Here is a 22,704-nt window from a genome sequence, read left to right on the forward strand (position 1 = left end):
GTACAGCGGTACTCCTTTTTTTATGCCCATACGTTTGGAATCCTAACCGTCCGGTAAGAAATTCACGCCCCACCATAACAAATGAAAGGCTGCTTCAAATCATCTTTGAAACAGCCTTCCACCGATAAAAATCCATGCCACATCTGCACCGGATTTCTTTTGTTCCAGTGATTCCGCTGCGATTCGAACGCAGGACCCACGCCTTAGAAGGGCGTTGCTCTATCCAGCTGAGCTACGGAACCATCCCTGTAATTTGTAAAGCTTTCAGTGATTCCGCTGCGATTCGAACGCAGGACCCACGCCTTAGAAGGGCGTTGCTCTATCCAGCTGAGCTACGGAACCATCCTCAATTTGCGGTGCAAAGGTAGACTTTTCTTTTGAATCTTACAAATTTATCACCCGTTTTTTCGATAATCGGCTGTATTCACCGAATTTGTATTATCTTTAAAGCCCAATTTTCACATAAAAAGAACAACGTATGAAAACTATGAAAATGCTTGCCGCACTTTGCGGCTGCTGCCTGATGATGACTGCACAGGCACAACAGGCTATGTATGACTTGGTATGGGAGGACAACTTCAGCGGGCGGACCTTCGACGAACAGTGCTGGAGCAAGATTCCACGGGGAGGAGCGGACTGGAACCGGCACATGTCGGATGCCGACTTCCTCTACGAAGTAAAAGACGGGAATTTAGTGCTGCACGGCACGGTCAACAACGGCAAGGTGCCGCAAGACACGGCTCGCTTCATCACGGGCGGACTCTTTACCAAAGGGAAGGTAAACATCGGGTACGGGAAAGTGGAAGTCTGTGCCAAATTAGGACGCGCACAGGGGGCTTGGCCTGCCATCTGGATGCTGCCCGAAACGGGAAAATGGCCTAATGGCGGAGAGATTGACATCATGGAGCACCTCAACCACGACAGCATCGCTTACCAGACCGTACATTCGTATTACACGCACATATTAAAGGAGAAGAACAACCCGCCGCACGGAGGTACCGGAACGATAGACCGCGACGGTTATAATACCTATGGTGTGGAAATTCTGCCCGACAGCCTCGTGTTTTCCATCAACGGACAAAGAACATTCGTTTACCCGCGCATCGAGACAGACAAAGAGGGGCAGTATCCTTTCGGCACGCCCTATTACCTGCTGATAGACATGCAGATAGAGGGTTCATGGGTAGGAAAGGCAAACCCCGAAGAACTTCCGGTGGAGATGATGGTAGACTGGGTGAAGATCTATAAGCTCAGGGAAGAATAACGGAAGCCTCCGGAGGTCTCTCGTCAGGAGTACCGCCGGGGAAAACGGAGCAGGATGCTGAGCAGCGCCACCACGCCCAGCAGCATGGGGTAATACAGGTAACCGATGATGCTGAGAGGCGACAGTCCGGTAAGTCCGGCAGCTATCAGCATCTGTGCGCCGTAAGGGATAACGCCCTGCACCACACACGAGAAGATGTCGAGGATGCTGGCGCTCTTGCGTTTGTCGATGCGGTACTGCTCGGCAATATTGCTTGCCAGCGGGCCTACGGTAATGATGGCTATCGTGTTATTTGCCGTACATACGTTTGCCAAGCTCACCAGCGCAGCGATGCTCAGCTCGGCTCCACGCTTTCCGCGGATGTGTTTCGTCAGCACGTTCAAAATGTAATCCACCCCGCCGTTGAAGCGAATCAGCTCCAGCAGTCCGCCCGCCATCAGGGTGATGATAATCAGTTCGCCCATGCCGATAATCCCCTCTCCCATCGAGCCGAACCACCCAAACACATCGAAACTGCCGTAACACATCCCCACGATGCCGGTCGACACGATGCCCAGCAGCAACACCAGCGTAACGTTGACACCCGCTATCGCCGTAGCCAGCACGATGAGGTAAGGAATCACTTTGCCCCACGCTATCTCTTGCACTTCGTATGCCGACTCGATACCCGACCCGCACACAATGTAGTAGACGAACACGATGAGGGCGGCAGGCAGGGCGATGAGCAGGTTGACACGAAACTTGTCGCGCATCACGCATCCCTGCGTGCGGGTGGCGGCGATGGTGGTATCGGATATAAACGACAGATTATCGCCAAAGAACGCCCCTCCTATCACCAACGCGGTAACGAGGGGAAGCATCCCGGGGTCGGTTTTTTCGGCGATGCCTGCCGCCACAGGCACCAGCGTAACGATGGTTCCCACCGACGTACCGATAGAGAGCGAGATGAAGCACGAAGCGAGGAACACTCCGGCAAGCAGCAGATTATCGGGCAGGAGGTAAAGAGCGAGGTTGACCGTAGCATCAATGGCTCCCATCGTTTCTGCCGACTTAGCGAATGCTCCCGCAAGGATGAATATCCAAATCATGAGCATGATGTTCTTGTTAGCCGCTCCCGTAGAGTATTGCAGGATGCGGTCGTTCAGGCTCAGTCCCTTCGTAATGGCAACGGCATAGACCGACGCTACCAAGAAGGCGATGGTGATAGGCACTTTATAGAAATCGTCGATAATGAGCGAAGTAACCAAATAGAGGCACAGAAACACCACAAGCGGACTGAGCGCCCATGCGCTGGGCTTGTTGACGATGGGGGTCAATTTATTCGGGTTCATAAATAGTTTAGTGATTGGAAATGCAAAATTAGGGAAAATCCGCGAGATAACCGCAAGGAATATACAGATTTGCGTAATATCATTTGATGATTAATCTGTTAGGAGATGTCAAGCCTAAAAAGTAACATTGAATATATTGGAGAATGGGAAGCATTATATAATCCTAAATTCAATTATACCGTATTCGGTACAATTAGAAGAACACAAAAGATTGAAAAGAGACTAAAAAATCTTTCACAGCAAATTGTAACAGGAGAACCGTTTTTATTTATTACCCGATGAAAGTATAGATTTAATAGCCTCCACGCGTCCGTCATATTCTTTATTATTCTACATTAAGTTATTTACAAAATATTGTAGTGCTTTTATTCAATCCATTTTGTAATACAGATTTCATATCTTCTTGGTCAATTACAAAACAACGGCATGTCTTTGCACGAGCCGTATCAATAGTTTCATATTGTGGCATTTGCAAATATTTGTACAAACGACATATTTTCCCCACACCATTATAACTATCAACATAATTCTTACATAAGATACAATTAGGTATCTTAAATTTTTGAAAGCCAATATATCTAACTTGTTCATATATACCAAATGAGACAGAGGTATGAACGCAGATTTCAAGCAAAGACGAAGCCTTAGATTTTGCCAATCTTTTACAATTACATTCCTCTTGGAAACATCGCATTTTTCCTGACTTATACAAAATGTACCTGAGAAAGCTTATATTATTACTTATATGACTATTTTTATAATCCTTATTCTTGAACCCATAAAATTTAATATTTGAGAAACTCCGTTCCATGTTTCCATAATAGCTGCCATAATAGCTATCGGATTCAACTATACCATTCTCAGCCAATCGTAAAATATCATCTTCTGACTCTATACATATTTCTATAATCTTATTACCACTATGTAACTTTTCCAAATCACTTGCATGGGTTACAAAAAACTCCAAATAAATAGGACTTCTTTTAGGATTTGTTGAAGAAAATATTTTCAAATCAGAACGACGATTTACATTATCGTATGACACCTCTTGCTCGCAAGAATCATAAAACAGCTTTATGTTAAATCGCTGTTTTTTACTTTCGCAACATTCACTATACCTTAGAAATTTACATTCTTCGAAGTTCGTACAAAATGACTTATACTCAAATTCTATCCAAAACTCAGATTTTGATAAAAATGCTTCTCGTATCTTTTCTTTTGCAAGAACATGAAGCATTGATTCAAACGCATAATCACACTCCGTCCCCGATTGGTGTGCGAAATGGTGCATTCGTTTTGTACCTTGATTTTTAGCTATTAAAGGTTCTTTACAGGCAGGACAAAAACAACCACATTTATTTCCCACAGGCACATTATCAACATCAATAAGTTGCCCTGTTCCATTTAAAGCATAAATAAGACGGTATGCGAGATGTCTTTGCATATTACTATATATAAATCAAGTAGGCTTATATTTTATTGCTTATCTCCAAATACCTTTCTCAGCTTTTTACTAATTGCACTAAGGGCAACATTCTGCCCTTTAGATATAATAACTCGTACTCCTTCACTTTTTAGGACTACAACCATATTGTTCGTTTCATAATCATAAAAAGTAATTGTTATCGATGTAAGACCACTCCATGTATCGGTTGAAACATGAATATTCGGAGATAACACAGGTTCTCCAATCGCTATTTTTGCAAGCCCTTCTTGTGCCGAAACTACTTTTAATCTTGTATCAGCTATTTCATTTTGAACAGCCATTACAATGTCATCAAGTTCTCTATCTCCTGTCGATTCACTTCCAAAAACAACATATGAATATTTTGACACATCAATATCATGAGAAACAACAACTTTACTGGTTGTGCAGGCTTGTAATATGATTACAAAGGTAGTTAAAAACAATAGATTCAGCGTTTTCATATCTTATAGTCTTAGATTGGTTTAAACTTATAAAGCACAAGAATTCAGCACATTTATATTCAAATTATCAGTTATTTATACAAAACAAGAAAGGCGATTATACTTTGTTTGCGGTATACTAATTAACCATGTTAAAAATATTTTCAAACCTATTTGCATATTCCATTTAACCAATACTTCGTATATCCAATATTTCTTTTATTCAATTTGTCTCTGCATTTTCTTGTTTGACTATTACAAATATATAAAATTTTATTTGTAAATTCTCGAATTAAGTAGTCTTTTTTCTGAAAGAATTATCGGATAACTAAAACAAAATAGACCACAGCGATATAAACGATTACTATCTCATTACCCAAAAATAAAATGACTCGAAATAACTACTATCCCAACGAAATACATAAATATGGAAAGTAGATAAGATTTTGTACGAACGTGTGCAAAATTTTCAAAACCTTAAATTCCCAATAAAATTTTATCAGATAATCACGTTAGGTTTCCGATAGTCGCTTTCTCTATGCTTCTCCCTCTCCCAACATCCCCACCCCAAAACAAAAAAAACCACTACCGCTAACATCCCCCAACCCATGCGGATGCACTTACCAACTCTACCCGCAGGATTCATCAACTTTACCGTTAGCGTTTTTCAAGTCCCGGACAGCCCCGCTGCTAAATCGAGCAAAACCTTCGCCTTCTGCCAATGCGTGAGTAAAGGATATTAACACAGTGAATCTATATGCCCTTTGGTCCGGAGCGAGAAGCTACTCGAAGTGTATTTTTATTTTCTACTGATAATCAACTTTTTAGTAAAAGATGTTTTAGGAGTGGGACACGTTAACACTTTTTACGCGCCACTTAATATCTTACATATCAATCAAATAGATAGAACAGCGTGACACAAATAAGCCACCAACCGTGACACCTCTCTATATATTATATAAAGAAAGAAATAATAAGCAAGATAAGTTTTACGGAGAAAACTTCCACAATACATTTGTTTGGATGAAAAAATATTGACAAGCCAACTATCGGGTTTACGTCAGATAGTCCAGCTCCTTTTTCATGCTTACCAGTTCCTCGCGGATTCGCTTCAGCCGTTCCACGATTTCGGCATTATTCATCGCCGCATCCTTGTTTTGCTTCAAGCGCTGTTTGGCACCCGCAAGCGTCATGCCTTTCTCTTTTACCAAGTGATAGACCAGCCGCACGTTTTCGATGTCTTCTTTGCGGTACTGGCGGATGTTCCCGCCTGCCTTGCGGGGCGCGATGAAGGGAAACTCTTTTTCCCAATAGCGGAGGAGCGACTCGGCTACACCGAACATCTTCGCCACTTCGCCGATGGAGTAGTATAATTTCAGTTCTTTTTCCGGACGTAATGCCATAATGCTGCAATGTTTTTGTTTCAGGGTTAAAGATTAATCGTACACTTTGCCGTGATTTGCCGCCATTTCCACCATGCGGTCGTACTCGTCGGCGGTGAGGTCCATGAAGTAGTAGTTCACGGGATTTACCACCTGTCCCTTTACGTGAACTTCGTAATGGAGGTGCGGCCCGGTGCTTTTTCCGGTGCTCCCCACCTCGCCGATGGTTTCTCCGCGCTTCACCTGCTGCCCTACCTTCACGCTGATTTTGTTCAGATGAGCATATCGGGTGGTATAACCAAACCCGTGGTCTATCACGATACATTTGCCATACAGTCCGTCCCATCCCGCCTGCACCACTTTCCCGTTTCCGGTTACGTAGACGGGCGTACCCACGTTTGCCGAGAAGTCCATCCCGGAGTGGAACTTCAGCGTCTTGTATATCGGGTCGATGCGCATCCCGTAGCCCGACGCCGTTTGCTTCAGGTTCTTGTTCGCCACGGGCTGAATGGCGGGGATGCAGGTCAGCATCTCGTCGTGCTGCTTACAGAGGTCGACCACCTCGTCGAACGATTTCGACTGCACGTAAATCTGCCTTGCCAGCAAGTCCATCTTCTGCGTGGTGTTTACCACCAGCTCGGCATTCGCCATGTCCGTCAGCTCCTCGTAACGGTTTGTTTCGCCGTAGCTCGCCGTCCGCAGCCCGTCGGCCACGGGGTCTGCCTGCATGATAAACCGGTAAAGGTTATCGTCGCGCTGCTGCAAGCGTTTCATTACTTCGAGCGCCTCGTTCAGCCGGTGTGAGAGGATGTTATACTGTGCCTGAAGGCGTGCGTTCTCGGTGCGGAGGTCTTTCTCGGAGGGCGACCCGAAGATGAACAGCAGCAACAGGAAACTGCCTGCCCCCAGACCGATACCGAGCATCAGGCGGCGCACATAGCTCAGCATCCGCTGTCGGATGGTGGGGTATATACGGTCGTAAGTACGGGTTTTAGGGTTGTAGATATAATAAACTTTACGCATTCAAATCTGATTTTGAAAAAAATAAGAGACCAAACTCCAAGTTTTTGCGTCAAACATACGGACAAAAATAATAAAACCGATTATCTTTGCAAACCGATTTTGAGAATATTAACTACAAGTACTTTATAGACGATATGTTAACAGCTAATGAAATCCGCGACTCGTTTGTTAAGTTTTTCGAGTCGAAAGGACATCAGATTGTGCCTTCGGCACCGATGGTCATCAAGGATGACCCTACGCTGATGTTTACCAATGCAGGCATGAACCAGTTTAAAGACATCATACTGGGCAACCATCCGGCGAAATACAAGCGTGTTACCGACTCGCAGAAGTGTCTTCGCGTAAGCGGAAAACACAACGACTTGGAGGAAGTGGGACACGATACTTACCATCATACGATGTTCGAGATGTTAGGCAACTGGTCATTCGGCGACTATTTCAAGAAAGAAGCCATCAGTTGGGCATGGGAGTTCTTGGTAGACGTGCTGAAGATAGACCCTGCCAACCTCTATGCCACCGTGTTCGAAGGCAGTCCTGCCGAAGGGCTGGAGCGTGACAACGAGGCGGCTTCGTACTGGGAACAGTTCATGCCCGCCGACCACATCATCAACGGAAACAAGCATGACAACTTCTGGGAGATGGGCGACACGGGTCCGTGCGGTCCTTGCTCGGAAATCCATATCGACCTGCGTCCGGAAGAAGAGCGCGCCAAAGTGCCGGGTCGTGAGCTGGTGAACCATGACCATCCGCAGGTTATCGAAATCTGGAACCTCGTGTTCATGCAGTATAACCGCAAGGCGGACGGAAGCCTCGAACCCCTGCCGGCTAAGGTTATCGACACGGGTATGGGATTCGAACGTCTGTGCATGGCTATGCAGGGCAAACGCTCGAACTATGACACCGACGTGTTCCAGCCCATCATCAAGGTAATCGGCGACTTGGCGGGAACTACTTACGGCAAGGACGAAAAAACGGACGTGGCAATGCGTGTAGTGGCAGACCACGTGCGTACCATCGCTTTCTCTATCACCGACGGCCAGCTCCCCTCGAATGCCAAAGCGGGCTACGTAATCCGCCGCATCCTGCGCCGCGCCGTGCGTTACGCTTACACGTTCTTGGGTCAGAAGCAGGCGTTCATCTACAAGTTAGTGCCTGTGTTGGTAGAAAACATGGGCGGGGCTTATCCCGAACTGAAAGCGCAGCAAACGCTCATCGAAAAGGTTATCAAGGAGGAAGAAGAAACCTTCTTGCGCACGCTGGAGACGGGTATCCGCCTGCTTGACAAGATGATGGCAGACGCGAAAGCAGCCGGAAAGACGGAAATCAGCGGCGTGGATGCCTTTACGCTGTATGACACGTTCGGCTTCCCCTTCGACCTCACCGAACTGATTCTCCGCGAAAACGGACTGACTGCCGATGTGAAGGGCTTCGAGGTGGAAATGAAGAAACAGAAAGAGCGCGCACGTAACGCTGCCGCCGTTGAAACGGGCGACTGGGTGACGCTGAAAGAGGGCGAAACCACGTTCGTGGGCTACGACTATACGGAGTATGAAACCTCCATCCTGCGCTACCGTCAGGTGAAGCAGAAGAACCAGACGCTGTATCAAATCGTGCTGAGCGAAACACCGTTCTACGCCGAAAGCGGAGGTCAGGTAGGCGATACGGGGGTGCTGGTCAACGAATTTGAAAGCATCGACATCATCGACACGAAGAAAGAAAACAACCTGCCGATACACATTGCCAAGAAACTGCCCGAACACCTCGATGCACCGATGATGGCTTGTGTGGATACGGAGAAGCGTGCCGCGTGTGCAGCCAACCACTCTTGTACCCACCTGCTTGACGAGGCTTTGCGTCAGGTACTGGGTACGCACGTAGAACAGAAAGGTTCGCTCGTTACACCGGACAGCCTGCGCTTCGACTTCTCTCACTTCCAGAAAGTAACGCCGGAACAGCTCCGCGAGGTGGAACACTTGGTGAACGCCAAAATCCGTGAAGACATCCCGCTGACGGAATACCGCAACCTGCCCATCGAAAAGGCTCGCGAGTTAGGAGCCATCGCCCTCTTCGGCGAAAAATACGGCGACGAAGTGCGCGTGGTTCAGTTTGGTTCGTCTATCGAGTTCTGCGGCGGTACACACGTATCGGCAACCGGAAAAATCGGTATGGTGAAGATTCTGTCGGAAAGTTCGGTAGCAGCCGGGGTTCGACGCATCGAAGCCATCACCGGAGCAAAGGTGGAAGAGATGTTCGATGCCGTACAGGATACCATCGCCGACCTGAAGGCGCTGTTTAACAACGCTCCCGACCTGAAAGCTGCCATCGCCAAGTACATCGACGAAAACGCCGGACTGAAGAAGCAGATGGAAGCATTCATGAAGGAAAAAGAAGCTGCGGTGAAAGCTAAGCTGATAGAGTCGGCAAAAGAAATCCACGGCGTGAAGGTTATCAAAGCCGTACTGCCCATGCCGGCAGACGCGGTGAAGAACATCGCTTTCCAACTGAAAGGTCAGATAACGGAAAACCTGTTTGTGGTAATCGGCAGCGTGCACGATGACAAACCGCTGCTTACGGTAACCATGAGCGACGACCAAGTGAAGGCAGGACTGAACGCCGGACAATTAGTGCGCGAGGCTGCAAAACTGATTCAGGGCGGCGGAGGCGGACAGCCTCACTTTGCTACGGCGGGAGGCAAGAACCCCGACGGACTGAGCGCAGCGGTAGACAAGGTGGTGGAGCTTGCAGGGTTCTAAAAGAAAAAAACGCAGGAAAAAGATTTGGATATTCCAAACTTTTGACCCACCTTTGCAGCGACCTGACAGATAAATGCGTTTTGTAATCCTCATCGGAGGGCAAAATAAAATGCCGGATAAGATGACTGGGTAAAACCAATCAACTTATCCGGCTTTTTTCATGTAAACATAAACACAAATTTGAGTATGAAAGAACTGGATTTGACACAGGGAAGCGTTCCGAAGGTGCTGCTGCGGTTCGCGATGCCTTTTCTTATCGCCAACGTGCTTCAGGCGCTGTATGGCGGTGCAGACTTATTCGTGGTGGGACAGTATGACGATGCTGCCAGCGTAGCGGGCGTCGCCATCGGCAGCCAAGTGATGCAGACCATTACGGGTATCATCCTCGGGCTGACCACGGGGACTACCATCCTGATAGCGATGGGAACGGGGGCGAAAGACGACCGGAAGGTGGCTGCCACCATCGGCACGTCGGTTTATTTCTTCACGGTGACGGGGATTATACTTACCCTTGTGATGGTATTGTTCCACCGTCCCATCGCCGCACTGATGCACACGCCGGAGGAAGCGATGGCAGACACGCTTCATTACATCCTGATTTGCTCGGCGGGGATTCCGTTCATCATGGGCTATAACGTGGTATGCGGTATCCTGCGCGGACTGGGCGACTCGAAGTCGCCGCTCTACTTCGTGGGTCTGGCGTGTATAATCAATATCGGTGCCGACTTCCTCCTCGTGGGCGGATTCGGGATGCGTGCAGCAGGAGCCGCCATCGCCACGGTGCTCTCGCAGGGCATCAGTTTCCTTACCGCGCTGTGGTTTCTTCACCGCCGGGGATTCCATTTCGAGTTTACCCGCCGCGACATCCGTTTCCACAAAGACCTCTCACGGCGCATCGTTACGCTCGGCGCACCCATCGCCCTTCAAGATGCGCTTATCAACGTATCGTTTCTGATAATCACCGTCATCGTCAACCAGATGGGTGTCATCGCTTCGGCTTCGCTGGGCGTGGTAGAGAAAATCATCATCTTCGCCATGCTTCCGCCCACGGCTATGGCTGCGGCAGTGGCCACCATGACAGCTCAAAACTACGGTGCGGGACTGATTCAGCGCATGAGCCGCTGCCTGTATTCCGGCATCGGCATCTCACTGGTATTCGGCGTGTCGGTATGCGTGTACTCACAGTTCCTGCCCGAAACGCTGACAGGCATTTTCACGAACGACCCCGCCGTGATAGAAATGGCAGCCGGATACCTGCGCGGATACAGCATCGACTGCGTGATGGTGAGCTTCGTGTTCTGCATCAACTCTTACTTCAGCGGGCAGGGCAACTCGTGGTTCCCCATGATACACAGCATGATTGCCACCTTCCTGTTCCGTATCCCCCTCTCCTACCTGTGCGGACAGCTCGACCCTACCGACTTGGTACTGATGGGATACGCCCCGCCGCTCTCCACTTTGGTGTCGCTGCTGATCTGTTTCTGGTACTTGAAACGGAACAAACGGAAACTGCAAAACCGGATGCTCACCCAAGCATAAAAAAACGTTTTGCGCCCATAAACAAGCCAAGAATGTATTTTTTCGCAAAATATTCGGCAAATATTTTTGTGTTTCCAAGCAATCCATTATATTTGTGTACAATTTTAGTGTAGTAATGACGGAAGAAGACAAGAAGCTATTAAACACTTTCGAAGGAAAACTGCGGCATTTACTCTTGCTTTACGAAGAAGTAAAAAAAGAAAATGCCTCGCTTCGGGAACTTCTTGCAGAAAAAGACAACGAAATTCTGCGCATGGAAAATAGCCGGAAAGAATTGGAAGAAAAGTACACTAACTTGAAAATGGCGCGCATAATCAGTATCAACGACAGTGAACTCCGCGATACGAAACAACGGTTGGCGCGCTTGGTGCGTGAAGTCGATAAATGTATCGCCATGTTGAACGAATAGCAAAAAACGATACGGATATGGACGATAAACAGAATATAAGTTTGTGGGTAGGCAATCAACTGTTTGAACTAATCGTCCCACTTGAGGACGAAAAGTTATACCGCGATGCTGCCAAACTAATAAAAGATAAACTAAACAGATACCGCCGGGAATACCCGAGCTTTACTACCGACCGGATTTGGGCTATGTCGATGCTTGAACTGTCGTTTCAGTACGTGATGGTGAAAGACCGCAACGATACGCAGCCTTTTATTGACAAAATAAAAGAACTGACAACCGACATCGACCAGTGCATCGGGACAGGGGAATAGGTAGCTGTTTAGCAAATAGAAACACGAAGAGACTCACGCACAGACCTCAGAGCCGGAATATCGGCATACGAGGTTTGTGCGTTTTTATTTATATATTATTAAAACAGTAACGAGATGACAGTTATATTAGTGGTTGTGGCCTTTCTCGTAGGAGGGGCTCTTTCATATTGTTTTTTCAAGTATGGCTTGAAATCAAAATATGATTCGATTATTAAAGAGGCGGAGAACGAAGCGGAAGTAATCAAGAAAAACAAACTTTTGGAGGTGAAGGAGAAATTCCTGAACAAGAAAGCTGACTTGGAGAAGGAAGTGGCTGCACGAAACCAAAAGATTCAGCAGGCGGAAAACAAACTGAAACAACGCGAAATGATGTTGAACCAGAAAAATGAGGAGTTACAGCGCAAACGGAATGAAACGGAAGCTATCCGCGAAAATCTTGAAGCGCAGATGACTATCATCGAAAAGAAAAAGGAGGAACTGGACGAACTTCAGTCGCAGGAACGCACGAAGCTGGAAACGCTTTCGGGATTATCGGCCGAAGAAGCCAAAGAGCGTTTGGTGGAATCGCTGAAAGAGGAGGCTAAAACGCAGGCGCAGTCGTACATCAACGACATCATGGACGATGCCAAACTGACTGCCAACCGCGAGGCGAAACGCATCGTGATTCAGTCTATCCAGCGTGTAGCCGCTGAAACAGCCATCGAAAACTCGGTGACGGTATTCCACATCGAATCGGACGAAATCAAAGGACGCATCATCGGACGCGAAGGACGTAACATCCGCGCATTGGAGGCTGCTACGGGAGTGGAAATCGTAGTAGACGATACGCCCGAAGCAATCGTTCTCTCGGCATTCGACCCGGTTCGCCGCGAAATCGCCCGCTTGGCGCTTCACCAATTAGTTACCGACGGACGTATCCACCCGGCACGCATCGAGGAGGTGGTTGCCAAAGTACGCAAGCAGGTGGAAGACGAAATCATCGAAACCGGAAAGCGCACTACCATCGACTTGGGTATCCACGGATTGCATCCTGAACTTATCCGTATCATCGGTAAAATGAAATATCGCTCATCGTACGGACAGAATCTGTTGCAGCACGCACGCGAAACCGCCAACTTGTGTGCGGTCATGGCATCTGAACTGGGACTGAATCCGAAGAAAGCCAAACGTGCGGGATTACTCCACGATATTGGTAAAGTGCCCGACGAAGAACCGGAATTGCCACACGCACTGCTGGGTATGAAGCTCGCCGAGAAGTACAAGGAAAAACCGGATATCTGCAACGCTATCGGTGCTCACCACGATGAAATAGAAATGACCAGCCTGCTGGCTCCTATCGTTCAGGTGTGTGATGCCATCTCAGGAGCACGTCCGGGCGCACGCCGCGAAATCGTAGAAGCGTACATCAAGCGTTTGAACGACCTTGAACAGTTGGCTATGTCGTATCCAGGGGTTACCAAGACGTATGCTATTCAGGCAGGCCGCGAACTCCGCGTAATCGTAGGTGCAGATAAGATTGACGACAAGCAAACAGAAAACTTGTCTGCCGAAATCGCTAAGAAGATTCAAGACGAAATGACTTATCCGGGACAGGTTAAGATTACGGTAATCCGCGAAACACGCGCCGTAAGTTTTGCCAAGTAACTCAGTCCTGCTGATTTCCAATACAGAAAGAGAGGAAGAACAGACGAATGTTTCCGATACGGATGGCGCTGTTCTCCCTCTCTTTTTATGTGTATACCCTTTGAAGCGGATGCCCGAAGCGGGTATTATCTTACGATTTGTCCGTCTACCAAGTGAATCGTACGGTCGGTTTGTGCAGCCAAGCCCTCATCGTGGGTCACGATAACGAACGTCTGTCCCAACTTGTCACGCAGGTCGAAGAACAGGCGGTGAAGTTCTTCTTTGTTCTGAGTGTCGAGGCTCCCCGAAGGTTCGTCGGCCAGAACCACCGACGGGTGGTTTATCAGCGCACGCGCCACCGCCACCCTTTGTTTCTCACCGCCCGACAATTCGGCAGGTTTGTGGGCAGCCCGCTCAGAAAGTCCGAGCATGTCCAGCATCTCTTGCGCCTGCTTGCGAGCCGTACCCGCCGACACGCCTTGAATCAATGCGGGAATCGTGACATTTTCAAGTGCGGTAAACTCCGGCAGCAACTGATGAAACTGAAAAACGAAACCGATTTCTTTGTTTCGGAATGCCGAAAGTTTTTTCTCGCCCAAGCGGTTGACCTCTACCCCGTTCAGCCGGATACTTCCGCTGTCGGGCTTATCAAGCGTACCCATTATCTGAAGCAGGGTGGTTTTTCCCGCTCCGCTGGGACCAACGATGCTCACTACTTCGCCCCGCTCAATGGTGAGGTCTATCCCCCGCAACACTTGGAGCGAACCGAAACTCTTGGTTATACCCTGTAATTCTATCATCTGTTTTATAGCTTTCTGATTACGTATTCTGCCAAATAACACCCGAATACGGCAGGCATGTAGCTTACTGTTCCGGCTGTAGACTTTTTGTTGCGCTCGTCGTCGACAAGTATTACGGCGTTGGCATCTGCCTGTTCGGTGCTGAACACCACGGGCAACTTCCGCTTCATCCCCATCTTCTGCAGACGTTTCCTCACCGCCTTGCTCAGTCCGCAATGGTAAGTGTCCCACAGGTCGGCAAAGCATACCTGCGTGATGTCTTTTTTCGCCCCTGCCCCCATGCTGCTCACTATCTTCATTCCACGCTGCAAAGCATGGTAGATAAGGTAACATTTCGGGGCTACGGTATCAATGGCATCGACTATGAAGTCGGGTTTCGCACTGTCTAACAGTTCCGGTATCGCCTCATCTTTCAGGTAAACCGGAAGCACGGTAAGCTCCAGTTCGGGATTGATGTCACGGAAACGCTCGGCAAGTACCTCGGCTTTCAACCGTCCCAGCACCGAATGGGTTGCCGGAAGCTGACGGTTGATGTTACTGGGCTGTACCGTATCGGCATCTACGATGGTCATGCGCCCCACTCCTGCCCGGCAAATCATCTCGGCAGCGTATGCTCCCACACCTCCCAGTCCTACCACCAGCACATGTGCCCGGCGCAGGCGTTCGGTTTTATCCGTGCCCAGCAACAATTCGGTACGCTGCTGCCACGCTCTTTTATCGTCACTCATGAATCTTTCTTAAACCATTTATAAAACCAGTTGCCCACCCGGTCATAATACTGTGTTTCCGCCCATCCGCGCGGGTCGGCAAAGCTCAACGCCTCGCTCGGATCGCCTTTCTGGTCGGGGTAAAGCAACATGATACTATTATTATTAAAGTATTTGGAAATCTGCATCGGAAGACGTTCGAAAGCCGAATCGTAAGAGATGGAACCACGACGCGAGCTGACGACAACCAACAGATGGTCATAGTTCACCTGTCCGGTGATAATCAGCAAGTCATCCCAATCCTCCAATTCCTGATACTGCGTCAATACGTCTTTATGTTTCTTCTGGATGTACCCTTTGATGTAGCCCAGCGTCTGCGGGTGGGCAAAGAAGTGTAACCGGCACCCCAGCTGACTGCTCATGCGGCAGAGGTGGACTATCCATTTTACGAACCCATGTTCGAATTCGGCTTTGGGCGGAACCGCCACGATGATACGGCGAAGCGTGTTCACCGGAATAAGAAAGCGAACAATCATCACCTGCAAGTAAGTACCTTTCAGCAGATTCTCGGTCAGATTTCCGAAAAAGGAGTCGACGATACTTGCTTTATGATGCAGCCCGATGATGATGCTCGTAGCTTCGTTTTCTTTCGCCGTGTGTAAGATACCCGTGGTAATATTCAAGTCGAAGCGGCTCACCGTTTTCAGCATGACATTTGCCGAGGCAGCAATTTGCGCCGCCCGCTCCAAGCTGCGCCTTCCCTTCATCTCCTGCTTCACCGAGTCGTTATTATCGTTTATCACGTTAAGAGCCACAAGGTTATTTATCTGCTTTTCATCGCGCACCACCATCGCCAGCCCCATCAGGCGGTCTAACGTTTCGGGGTTTGCCACCGGGATAAGGAAACGTTCCTTTTCCTGTCCTTTTTCCTCATTCAGCTCGGCATCACTCATCGCCACGCGCTTCGCCGCATGTTCGGTTATAAACGAGCTGACTACACACGTTACCAATATGAGAAGAATGGTTCCGTTCAGTACATCTTCGTTCAGCAACCGCTCGCCGTTGGGCTGGATAATGTTATATCCCACCATCACCGCTGCCAGCGTAGCCGCCGCCTGCGCATTGCTTAAACCGAACATCAGTTCACGCTCTAAAGCCTTCATTCCGTAGATTTTCTGTGTAACCCATGAGGCAATCCACTTGCCCAGCAGCGCCACCACAATCATCACACCCGCCACCTTTATCGAGTCGATATGCCCGAACAGCACGTTGACGTTAATCAGCATCCCCACACCTATCAGGAAATAAGGGATAAACAGCGCATTGCCCACAAACTCCAGATGACTCATGAGCGGAGACACGTGAGGAATAAGGCGGTTCAGCACCAGTCCGGCGAGGAACGCTCCCAAGATGCCCTCCATACCGATAAGTTCCATCAGTCCCGCACCTAAGAACACCATTGCCAGCACAAAGATGAACTGCACCACATTATCGGTGTAACGGCGGAAAAACCAGCGTCCGATGCGCGGAAATGTGTACATTATCACCACACTGAGTACCACTACCTTGACCACCAGCCATACCCAGAACATCTCCGAAATACCTTTTTCGTTGAACATGCCTGCTATGACCGCCAGCACCAGCAGCGTCAGCGTATCCGTTACCGCCGTACCTCCCACGGCAATGCTCACCGCCCTGTTCCGGTTAATGCCGTACCGAATCACTATCGGATAGGCTATCAGCGTATGCGAGGCATACATACTTGCCAGCAATACCGAAGTAATCAGCCCGTAGTCAAGCAGATGAAGATTCGTCCAGATACCGATGCCCAACGGAAAAATAAAGGCAAGCAAGCCCAGTACCGTCGCTTTCATACGGATGCTCTTAAAGTCCTCCATGTTCATCTCAAGTCCGGCAAGAAACATGATATAATACAATCCCACTTTGCCGAAAAGTTCGAAACTGCTGTCGCGTGCAAGAATATTAAACCCATGCTCTCCCACAACCAGCCCGGCCAAAATCATGCCGATGATGTGCGGTATGCGCAAACGCTCTAACAGGATAGGAGCAAACAGAATTATCACCAAAACCAGAAAGAAAATCCACGTGGGGTCAGTTATCGGAAATGCAATATCAAAATTTATCCATTCGAACCATTCCTTCATAAAATGCGTATAGTTTAATCCGTTTTTAGGAACAAAAATACGAAAAATCTTCAATACCTCCCGATTATTATTTCAAAATGTTTTATTTTTGCAGCAGAAACCTTGACGAAGGAGACACAAAGACACGAAACGACAAACGTGATGCGTTGGCGTACTCCTCGCGGTAGAACAAACAAACGATAACCATTATTTTTAAAGACAACGAAAATGAAAGTAGCAATTGTTGGTGCGAGCGGAGCCGTAGGACAAGAGTTCCTGCGCGTGCTCGATGAGAGAAACTTCCCGATAGACGAGTTGGTATTGTTCGGTTCTTCACGCAGCGCCGGACGAAAATACACTTTCCGAGGAAAAGAAATCGAAGTAAAACTCTTGCAGCACAACGATGACTTTAAAGGTGTAGACATTGCTTTCACTTCTGCCGGAGCCGGAACTTCGAAAGAGTTTGCCGATACCATTACCAAATACGGGGCTGTGATGATTGATAACTCAAGCGCATTCCGTATGGATGCAGATATTCCGCTGGTGGTTCCCGAAGTGAATGCCGAAGATGCGCTGAACCGTCCGCGCGGCATCATTGCCAACCCCAACTGTACGACGATTCAGATGGTTGTGGCGCTGAAAGCTATCGAAAACCTGACTCACATCAAGCGCGTGCATGTATCGACTTATCAGGCAGCCAGCGGAGCAGGTGCGGCAGCTATGGATGAGCTTTACGAACAATACCGCCAAGTATTGGCCGGCGAACCGGTAACGGTAGAAAAATTTGCATACCAGTTGGCGTTTAACCTGATTCCGCAAATCGACGTGTTTACCGATAACGGATATACGAAAGAGGAAATGAAGATGTATAACGAAACACGTAAAATCATGCACTCCGATGTAAAAGTGAGCGCAACGTGTGTACGTGTGCCTGCACTTCGTTCTCACTCTGAAAGCATCTGGATTGAAACCGAACGTCCCGTGTCGGTAGAAGAAGCACGCGAGGCGTTTGCTCACGGCGAAGGACTGGTGCTGATGGATAATCCGGAAAAGAAAGAATACCCGATGCCGCTTTTCCTTGCCGGCAAAGATCCGGTATATGTGGGACGTATACGCAAGGACCTTGCCAATGAAAACGGACTGACATTCTGGATTGTGGGCGACCAAATCAAGAAGGGTGCGGCGCTCAATGCGGTACAGATTGCCGAATATTTGATTAAAGTGAACAACATCCGATAATTTTTATAAACAGCGCGCCCCTGCTTCCGGCAACCGTCGTGAAAGCAGGGGTGTCGTTTTTTTGCCACCCGTCCGGAGGGTATTCAACTCCTTATTTTTTCTTTGTATACTTCTGTGCGTTCAAGCACCTCGCGAACGAAATTGTAGGTTTCCGTCCCACGGAAATACCCGTTCTTACATACGGGGTCTTGATAAAACTCTTCGTTACTTTTCAGCAAGATGTAATGTGCCACGTTATGCTCCCACACGTAAGGGTCTCTCCCGTATTTCCGTGCCAGCGCGATGGCATCGGTCACGTGTCCCGCTCCGGCATTGTAGGCGGCAAGCACAAACTTCACTTGCTCTGCCGGGTCGTCTACTTTCTTAAAAATCTGCTGTAATGCCGCTATCAACTTCACTCCCGCACGTATGCTTTCTTCCGGATCGTTCTCCTTGCCGGCGGGCACTCCCATAGCACGCGAAGTTGCCGGCATCAGTTGCATCAGTCCTTTTGCCCCTGCCCACGAGGTCACGTTGGGGTCGAAATTCGATTCGGTATAGGCAAGAGACGCCAGCAACCGCCAGTCCCAGCCTATCTGCTTGGCGTATTTACGGAACAAATCATCGTACACCGAAATTTTCCCGTCCGCCACCGAGAGGATGGCACCGTGGGAAACGTGTTTGTTCAGCTCGAAATAACGCTGCGCACTGGCACGGAACTCGGCTGAGTTGATGTTTTCCTTGTGCCACTTGTCGGCAGCCTCGGCAAGCCGTGGCGATGTTTTCCGCACCGCCCACGATGAACGCTGGTCGAAACTAATCTTCAGTCGGATGTCAAGATTGGGATAATAGGTTTTATTGATACGCGCCACCTCGTTGGTTGCCACCGTATAGTCGATTACCCCTTCCGCCACCTGCGTAATCAGCCCTTCCGCCGAAACGCTGTCGGCAGGCATGACATGTAAGCGGATTCCCCCACCCAGCTCTTTATTCAGATTCGCAAGCCGAACCCGGTATACACCGGGATTGACGTACACGTCGCGGTCTACGAGCTGAGTCACGTCGGTCAGCACATTTTTCCCCCTCCGTTGCACGATGACCTGATGCGTAATATTTTCTTCGCCGCAATAAATCAGTTTATCCTTCCTCCGGTTGGTTACGGCAAGATTATACGCTATCAAGTCGCCTTTTCCCGCCAGCAGGCTGTCTACCAGTGCATTTTCATCTTTCACAATCTTCACATTGAGCTTCACTCCGAGCGAACGCGCAAACTGTTGCGCCAGCTCGTACTGGAATCCCATCGGCTCTCCCCGGTAATTGAAGTACGAAGTAGAACCGCTGACAGTGAGTACGGTCAATTCTCCGCGCTCGATGATTTGCGGCAAGTCTACCGCCTCTTCCTTACTCTTTCCGCAAGCGGCAAGTAACAGGCACAACACCACGCATACATACGCAAACGGAACGGTTTTCATCGCCCTACTATTTTTTCGATATACATCTTCAATATCTCAATCGCCTTGCGGTTATGCCCTCCCTGCGGAACAATCAGGTCGGCTATCCGCTTGGCAGGTTCGATAAACTCCAAGTGCATGGGCTTCAACACCTTTTCGTAGCGTTCCATCACCGCCTCGGCAGTTCGCCCGCGTTCTATCACGTCGCGCTGTATAACCCGTATCAACCGGTCGTCAGGGTCGGCATCCACAAAAATACGCAAGTCCATCAAGTCGCAAAGCTGCTTGTCGCTCAGTGCCAGAATCCCTTCGATAATAACTACCTTGCGCGGTTCGATGTGGATGGTTTCGGGCTGGCGCGTACACGTCAAAAACGAGTACACCGGCTGTTCGATAGCCTCACCGCGGCGCAGCATGGAGATATGCTCAGACAGCAAATCCCAGTCGAACGCATTCGGATGGTCGAAATTAATACTCTGCCGTTCCTCCACAGGCACGTGGCTGCTATCTTTATAATAAGAATCTAACGGAAGAACTGCCACTTCGCCCTCGGGCAGACTTGCAACGATTTCTCTCACCACAGTTGTTTTCCCGGAGCCTGTACCTCCTGCAATTCCGATAATAATCATGGTTCGTTTCAATAATTAGTTATATATTTGCAATATACAAAATTACGATAATTCATAAAATAAACAACTATGGTCAAACACATTGTTTTATTCAAACTGAAAGAAAGCCTGACAAGCGCGGAAAAAGCCGACGTAATGAACCGTTTCAAGGCAGCTATCGAAGCCTTGCCTCAAAAAATTGATTTTATACGCGATATACGGGTGGGACTGAACATCAACCCCGATGAGCAGTGGGACATCTGCTTAGACAGTACGTTCGACTCGCTGGACGACGTGAAGGCTTACGCCGTGCATCCCGACCACGTGGCGGCTGCCGGCATACTGAAGGACGCGAAGGACGGTCGCGCCTGCGTGGATTACGAAATGTAAACGGGAGAGGCTGCCATGAAAAAAATTATCAACCCGTGGAAAGGGATAAAGGGGTATTTCTGTTTCGGGTGTGCTCCGGAGAATGAAGCCGGCGTAAAAATGGAGTTTTACGAAGACGGCGACGAGGTGGTGAGCTTCTGGCATCCCGAACCTAAATATCAGGGATGGAAAGACACGCTTCACGGAGGAATTCAGGCGGTGTTGCTCGACGAAATCTGTGCGTGGGCCATCGCGCTTAAACTTCAGACGACGGGGGTTACCTCGAAGATGGAAACGCGCTACCTGAAACCTGTGATGACTACCGATGAGTACCTCGTCTTGCGGGCGAGCGTGAAAGAACAACGCCGTAACCTTGTCACCGTTACCGCAAGCATCAGCAATCGGGCGGGTGAGGTTTGCACACAAGCCGTATGTACGTATTTCACTTTCTCGAAAGAAAAGGCACGCGAGGAGATGTACTTCAACGGATGTTTCACCGAAGACGAGGACACCGACCCGGTAAAGTAACCGAAAACATCCCTCAACGGATGATTTGAAAGAAAATCAAAACTTTTTCTGATAATTATTTGGAAATCTCGCCAACAGACTTTACTTTTGCCAAAAACAAACAAAGATAATCATGAATATTACAGCTACATACCACGTGCATCATCATTACCTAACGTTTATGCGGTAGGCTGATACGGCGTGTATGTAACAAGAAAAAAACGCAAAGGCTTGCCCATTACCAACGGCGAGCCTTTTTTTATTTCCGGGATTGAAGAAACACGGTGTCCGGCGTTGTCCGGAGCTTGAAAAAATTCTATCCGATAAACCGATGAATCCTACGGGTAAGAAGGGGCAACCCTTCCGCTTGGAAGGGGGAGTGCTAACGGTAGCGTTTTCGGGAGGGATATCGGCTGCGGATTTCTTCCATGTTTCAGTTGGTCGGGAAATTTAACCGGTTATTTGACAACTTCATAAATACATAAAAAGATATGCTTAGAATTGCTGTACAATCAAAAGGTCGGTTGTTTGATGACACAATGACCTTACTTGCGGAAGCCGACATCAAGCTGTCGACTTCGAAACGTACCTTGCTCACCCAGTCGTCCAACTTCCCGGTGGAGGTTTTGTTTCTGCGCGACGATGACATCCCCCAGTGTGTGGCAAGCGGAGTAGCCGACTTGGGAATCGTGGGCGAGAACGAATTTGTAGAACGAAATGAAAATGCCGACATCATCTACCGCTTGGGCTTCAGCAAATGCCGCCTGTCGCTCGCCATCCATAAAGAGGAGAATTACGAGGGGCTGGAGTGGTTCCGGGGAAAGAAAATAGCCACGTCGTATCCGGGCATCCTGCAACGCTTCTTGGACAAGAACGGAATCGATGCGGAAATCCACGTAATTACCGGTTCGGTGGAGATAGCTCCGGGCATCGGACTGGCAGACGCTATCTTCGATATCGTAAGCTCCGGCTCTACGCTTATCAGCAATAACCTGAAAGAGGTAGAGGTGGTGATGAAGAGCGAAGCGTTGCTCATCGGGAACAAGAGCCTCAGCGACGAGAAAAAGGAAACGCTCAAAGAGCTGCTGTTCCGCATTGATGCTGTAAAGGCTGCCGAAGACAAGAAGTATGTGCTGATGAACGCTCCCACCGAGCGGGTGAAAGACATCATCGGCGTGCTGCCGGGCATCAAGAGTCCCACCGTGATGCCGCTTGCCACCGAGGGATGGAGCAGCGTACACACGGTGCTCGACCAGAAGTGTTTCTGGGACATCATCGGTAAGCTGAAGGCGCTGGGCGCACAGGGCATACTGGTGTTACCCATCGAGAAAATGATTATTTAACCTTACTACATAGA

The 22,704-nt window shown here is 48.7% G+C and carries 20 protein-coding genes and 2 tRNA genes; 10 read left to right on the forward strand and 12 right to left on the reverse strand.

Annotated features, from left to right (window positions below):
* Positions 1 to 168: 168 nt before the first annotated feature.
* A tRNA-Arg gene (locus tag M3085_RS02115) sits at positions 169 to 242 on the reverse strand.
* Positions 243 to 268: 26 nt separating this feature from the next.
* Positions 269 to 342, reverse strand: a tRNA-Arg gene (locus M3085_RS02120).
* Between the two features lie 136 nt (positions 343 to 478).
* Between M3085_RS02120 and M3085_RS02125 the strand changes: the two genes are divergently transcribed.
* The gene (locus M3085_RS02125; RefSeq protein WP_410554045.1) at positions 479 to 1,264 is read left to right on the forward strand and encodes a glycoside hydrolase family 16 protein; all 786 of its coding nucleotides are present in this window, start codon (positions 479 to 481) and stop codon (positions 1,262 to 1,264) included.
* Between the two features lie 23 nt (positions 1,265 to 1,287).
* Here the strand turns inward: M3085_RS02125 and M3085_RS02130 are convergent, their stop codons facing one another.
* The 5 genes from M3085_RS02130 to M3085_RS02150 form a co-directional block, all read right to left on the reverse strand.
* The gene (locus M3085_RS02130; RefSeq protein ID WP_249052190.1) at positions 1,288 to 2,595 is read right to left on the reverse strand and encodes a Na+/H+ antiporter NhaC family protein; all 1,308 of its coding nucleotides are present in this window, start codon (positions 2,593 to 2,595) and stop codon (positions 1,288 to 1,290) included.
* A gap of 340 nt (positions 2,596 to 2,935) precedes the next feature.
* Complete coding sequence (locus tag M3085_RS02135; RefSeq protein ID WP_249052191.1) at positions 2,936 to 4,039, reverse strand: competence protein CoiA family protein; 1,104 nt, start codon at positions 4,037 to 4,039, stop codon at positions 2,936 to 2,938.
* Between the two features lie 32 nt (positions 4,040 to 4,071).
* On the reverse strand, positions 4,072 to 4,524 hold the full coding sequence (locus tag M3085_RS02140; protein ID WP_249052192.1) for a hypothetical protein: 453 nt from the start codon (positions 4,522 to 4,524) through the stop codon (positions 4,072 to 4,074).
* A gap of 1,034 nt (positions 4,525 to 5,558) precedes the next feature.
* Complete coding sequence (locus M3085_RS02145) at positions 5,559 to 5,906, reverse strand: MerR family transcriptional regulator (RefSeq protein WP_178255831.1); 348 nt, start codon at positions 5,904 to 5,906, stop codon at positions 5,559 to 5,561.
* A gap of 33 nt (positions 5,907 to 5,939) precedes the next feature.
* Positions 5,940 to 6,908, reverse strand: coding sequence for a M23 family metallopeptidase (locus tag M3085_RS02150; protein ID WP_178255832.1), 969 nt, complete (start codon positions 6,906 to 6,908; stop codon positions 5,940 to 5,942).
* A gap of 134 nt (positions 6,909 to 7,042) precedes the next feature.
* Here M3085_RS02150 and alaS point away from each other — a divergent pair, with 134 nt between their 5' ends.
* The 5 genes from alaS to rny all read left to right on the forward strand — a co-directional run bounded on the left by alaS (position 7,043) and on the right by rny (position 13,564).
* Positions 7,043 to 9,661, forward strand: a complete 2,619-nt coding sequence (alaS, locus tag M3085_RS02155; RefSeq protein ID WP_178255833.1) for an alanine--tRNA ligase — start codon at positions 7,043 to 7,045, stop codon at positions 9,659 to 9,661.
* A 186-nt stretch (positions 9,662 to 9,847) separates the two neighbouring features.
* Entirely contained in the window at positions 9,848 to 11,200 is a 1,353-nt protein-coding gene (locus M3085_RS02160; protein WP_249052193.1) for an MATE family efflux transporter, read from the forward strand.
* 115 nt (positions 11,201 to 11,315) lie between these two features.
* On the forward strand, positions 11,316 to 11,609 hold the full coding sequence (locus M3085_RS02165; protein ID WP_178255850.1) for a hypothetical protein: 294 nt from the start codon (positions 11,316 to 11,318) through the stop codon (positions 11,607 to 11,609).
* Positions 11,610 to 11,626: 17 nt separating this feature from the next.
* The gene (locus M3085_RS02170; protein ID WP_249052194.1) at positions 11,627 to 11,920 is read left to right on the forward strand and encodes a cell division protein ZapA; all 294 of its coding nucleotides are present in this window, start codon (positions 11,627 to 11,629) and stop codon (positions 11,918 to 11,920) included.
* 114 nt (positions 11,921 to 12,034) lie between these two features.
* On the forward strand, positions 12,035 to 13,564 hold the full coding sequence (gene rny, locus M3085_RS02175) for a ribonuclease Y (RefSeq protein ID WP_249052195.1): 1,530 nt from the start codon (positions 12,035 to 12,037) through the stop codon (positions 13,562 to 13,564).
* Positions 13,565 to 13,689: 125 nt separating this feature from the next.
* Here the strand turns inward: rny and M3085_RS02180 are convergent, their stop codons facing one another.
* Genes M3085_RS02180 through M3085_RS02190 form a run of 3 tightly spaced genes read right to left on the reverse strand, consistent with a single transcriptional unit; the run spans position 13,690 to position 17,215 of the window.
* Positions 13,690 to 14,343: an ABC transporter ATP-binding protein gene (locus M3085_RS02180; protein WP_178255837.1), complete on the reverse strand. Its 654-nt coding sequence runs from the start codon at positions 14,341 to 14,343 to the stop codon at positions 13,690 to 13,692.
* Positions 14,344 to 14,348: 5 nt separating this feature from the next.
* The gene (locus M3085_RS02185; protein ID WP_249052196.1) at positions 14,349 to 15,071 is read right to left on the reverse strand and encodes a ThiF family adenylyltransferase; all 723 of its coding nucleotides are present in this window, start codon (positions 15,069 to 15,071) and stop codon (positions 14,349 to 14,351) included.
* Entirely contained in the window at positions 15,068 to 17,215 is a 2,148-nt protein-coding gene (locus tag M3085_RS02190) for a cation:proton antiporter (protein ID WP_191710429.1), read from the reverse strand. The genes M3085_RS02185 and M3085_RS02190 overlap by 4 nt, the downstream gene beginning before the upstream one ends.
* A 207-nt stretch (positions 17,216 to 17,422) precedes the next feature.
* Between M3085_RS02190 and M3085_RS02195 the strand changes: the two genes are divergently transcribed.
* Entirely contained in the window at positions 17,423 to 18,433 is a 1,011-nt protein-coding gene (locus M3085_RS02195) for an aspartate-semialdehyde dehydrogenase (protein ID WP_178255840.1), read from the forward strand.
* 83 nt (positions 18,434 to 18,516) lie between these two features.
* On the opposite strand, the gene M3085_RS02200 is transcribed toward M3085_RS02195, so the two are convergent.
* Entirely contained in the window at positions 18,517 to 19,884 is a 1,368-nt protein-coding gene (locus tag M3085_RS02200; protein WP_178255841.1) for a transglycosylase SLT domain-containing protein, read from the reverse strand.
* Positions 19,881 to 20,492, reverse strand: a complete 612-nt coding sequence (udk, locus tag M3085_RS02205) for a uridine kinase (protein ID WP_178255842.1) — start codon at positions 20,490 to 20,492, stop codon at positions 19,881 to 19,883. Before udk ends, M3085_RS02200 begins: the two co-directional genes overlap by 4 nt.
* Before the next feature lie 69 nt (positions 20,493 to 20,561).
* Between udk and M3085_RS02210 the strand changes: the two genes are divergently transcribed.
* From M3085_RS02210 to hisG, 3 genes are all read left to right on the forward strand, one after another.
* A complete protein-coding gene (locus M3085_RS02210; protein WP_204501056.1) occupies positions 20,562 to 20,861 on the forward strand; it encodes a Dabb family protein in 300 nt (99 codons plus the stop codon).
* 15 nt (positions 20,862 to 20,876) lie between these two features.
* Positions 20,877 to 21,368, forward strand: coding sequence for a PaaI family thioesterase (locus M3085_RS02215; RefSeq protein ID WP_204501055.1), 492 nt, complete (start codon positions 20,877 to 20,879; stop codon positions 21,366 to 21,368).
* A gap of 470 nt (positions 21,369 to 21,838) precedes the next feature.
* Positions 21,839 to 22,690 carry an ATP phosphoribosyltransferase gene (gene hisG / locus M3085_RS02220; protein ID WP_249052197.1) on the forward strand — a complete coding sequence of 284 codons (852 nt, stop codon included), beginning with the start codon at positions 21,839 to 21,841 and terminating at the stop codon, positions 22,688 to 22,690.
* Positions 22,691 to 22,704 lie beyond the last annotated feature (14 nt).

This window comes from Bacteroides caecicola, assembly GCF_023337095.1.
Taxonomy (GTDB): domain Bacteria; phylum Bacteroidota; class Bacteroidia; order Bacteroidales; family Bacteroidaceae; genus Phocaeicola; species Phocaeicola gallinarum.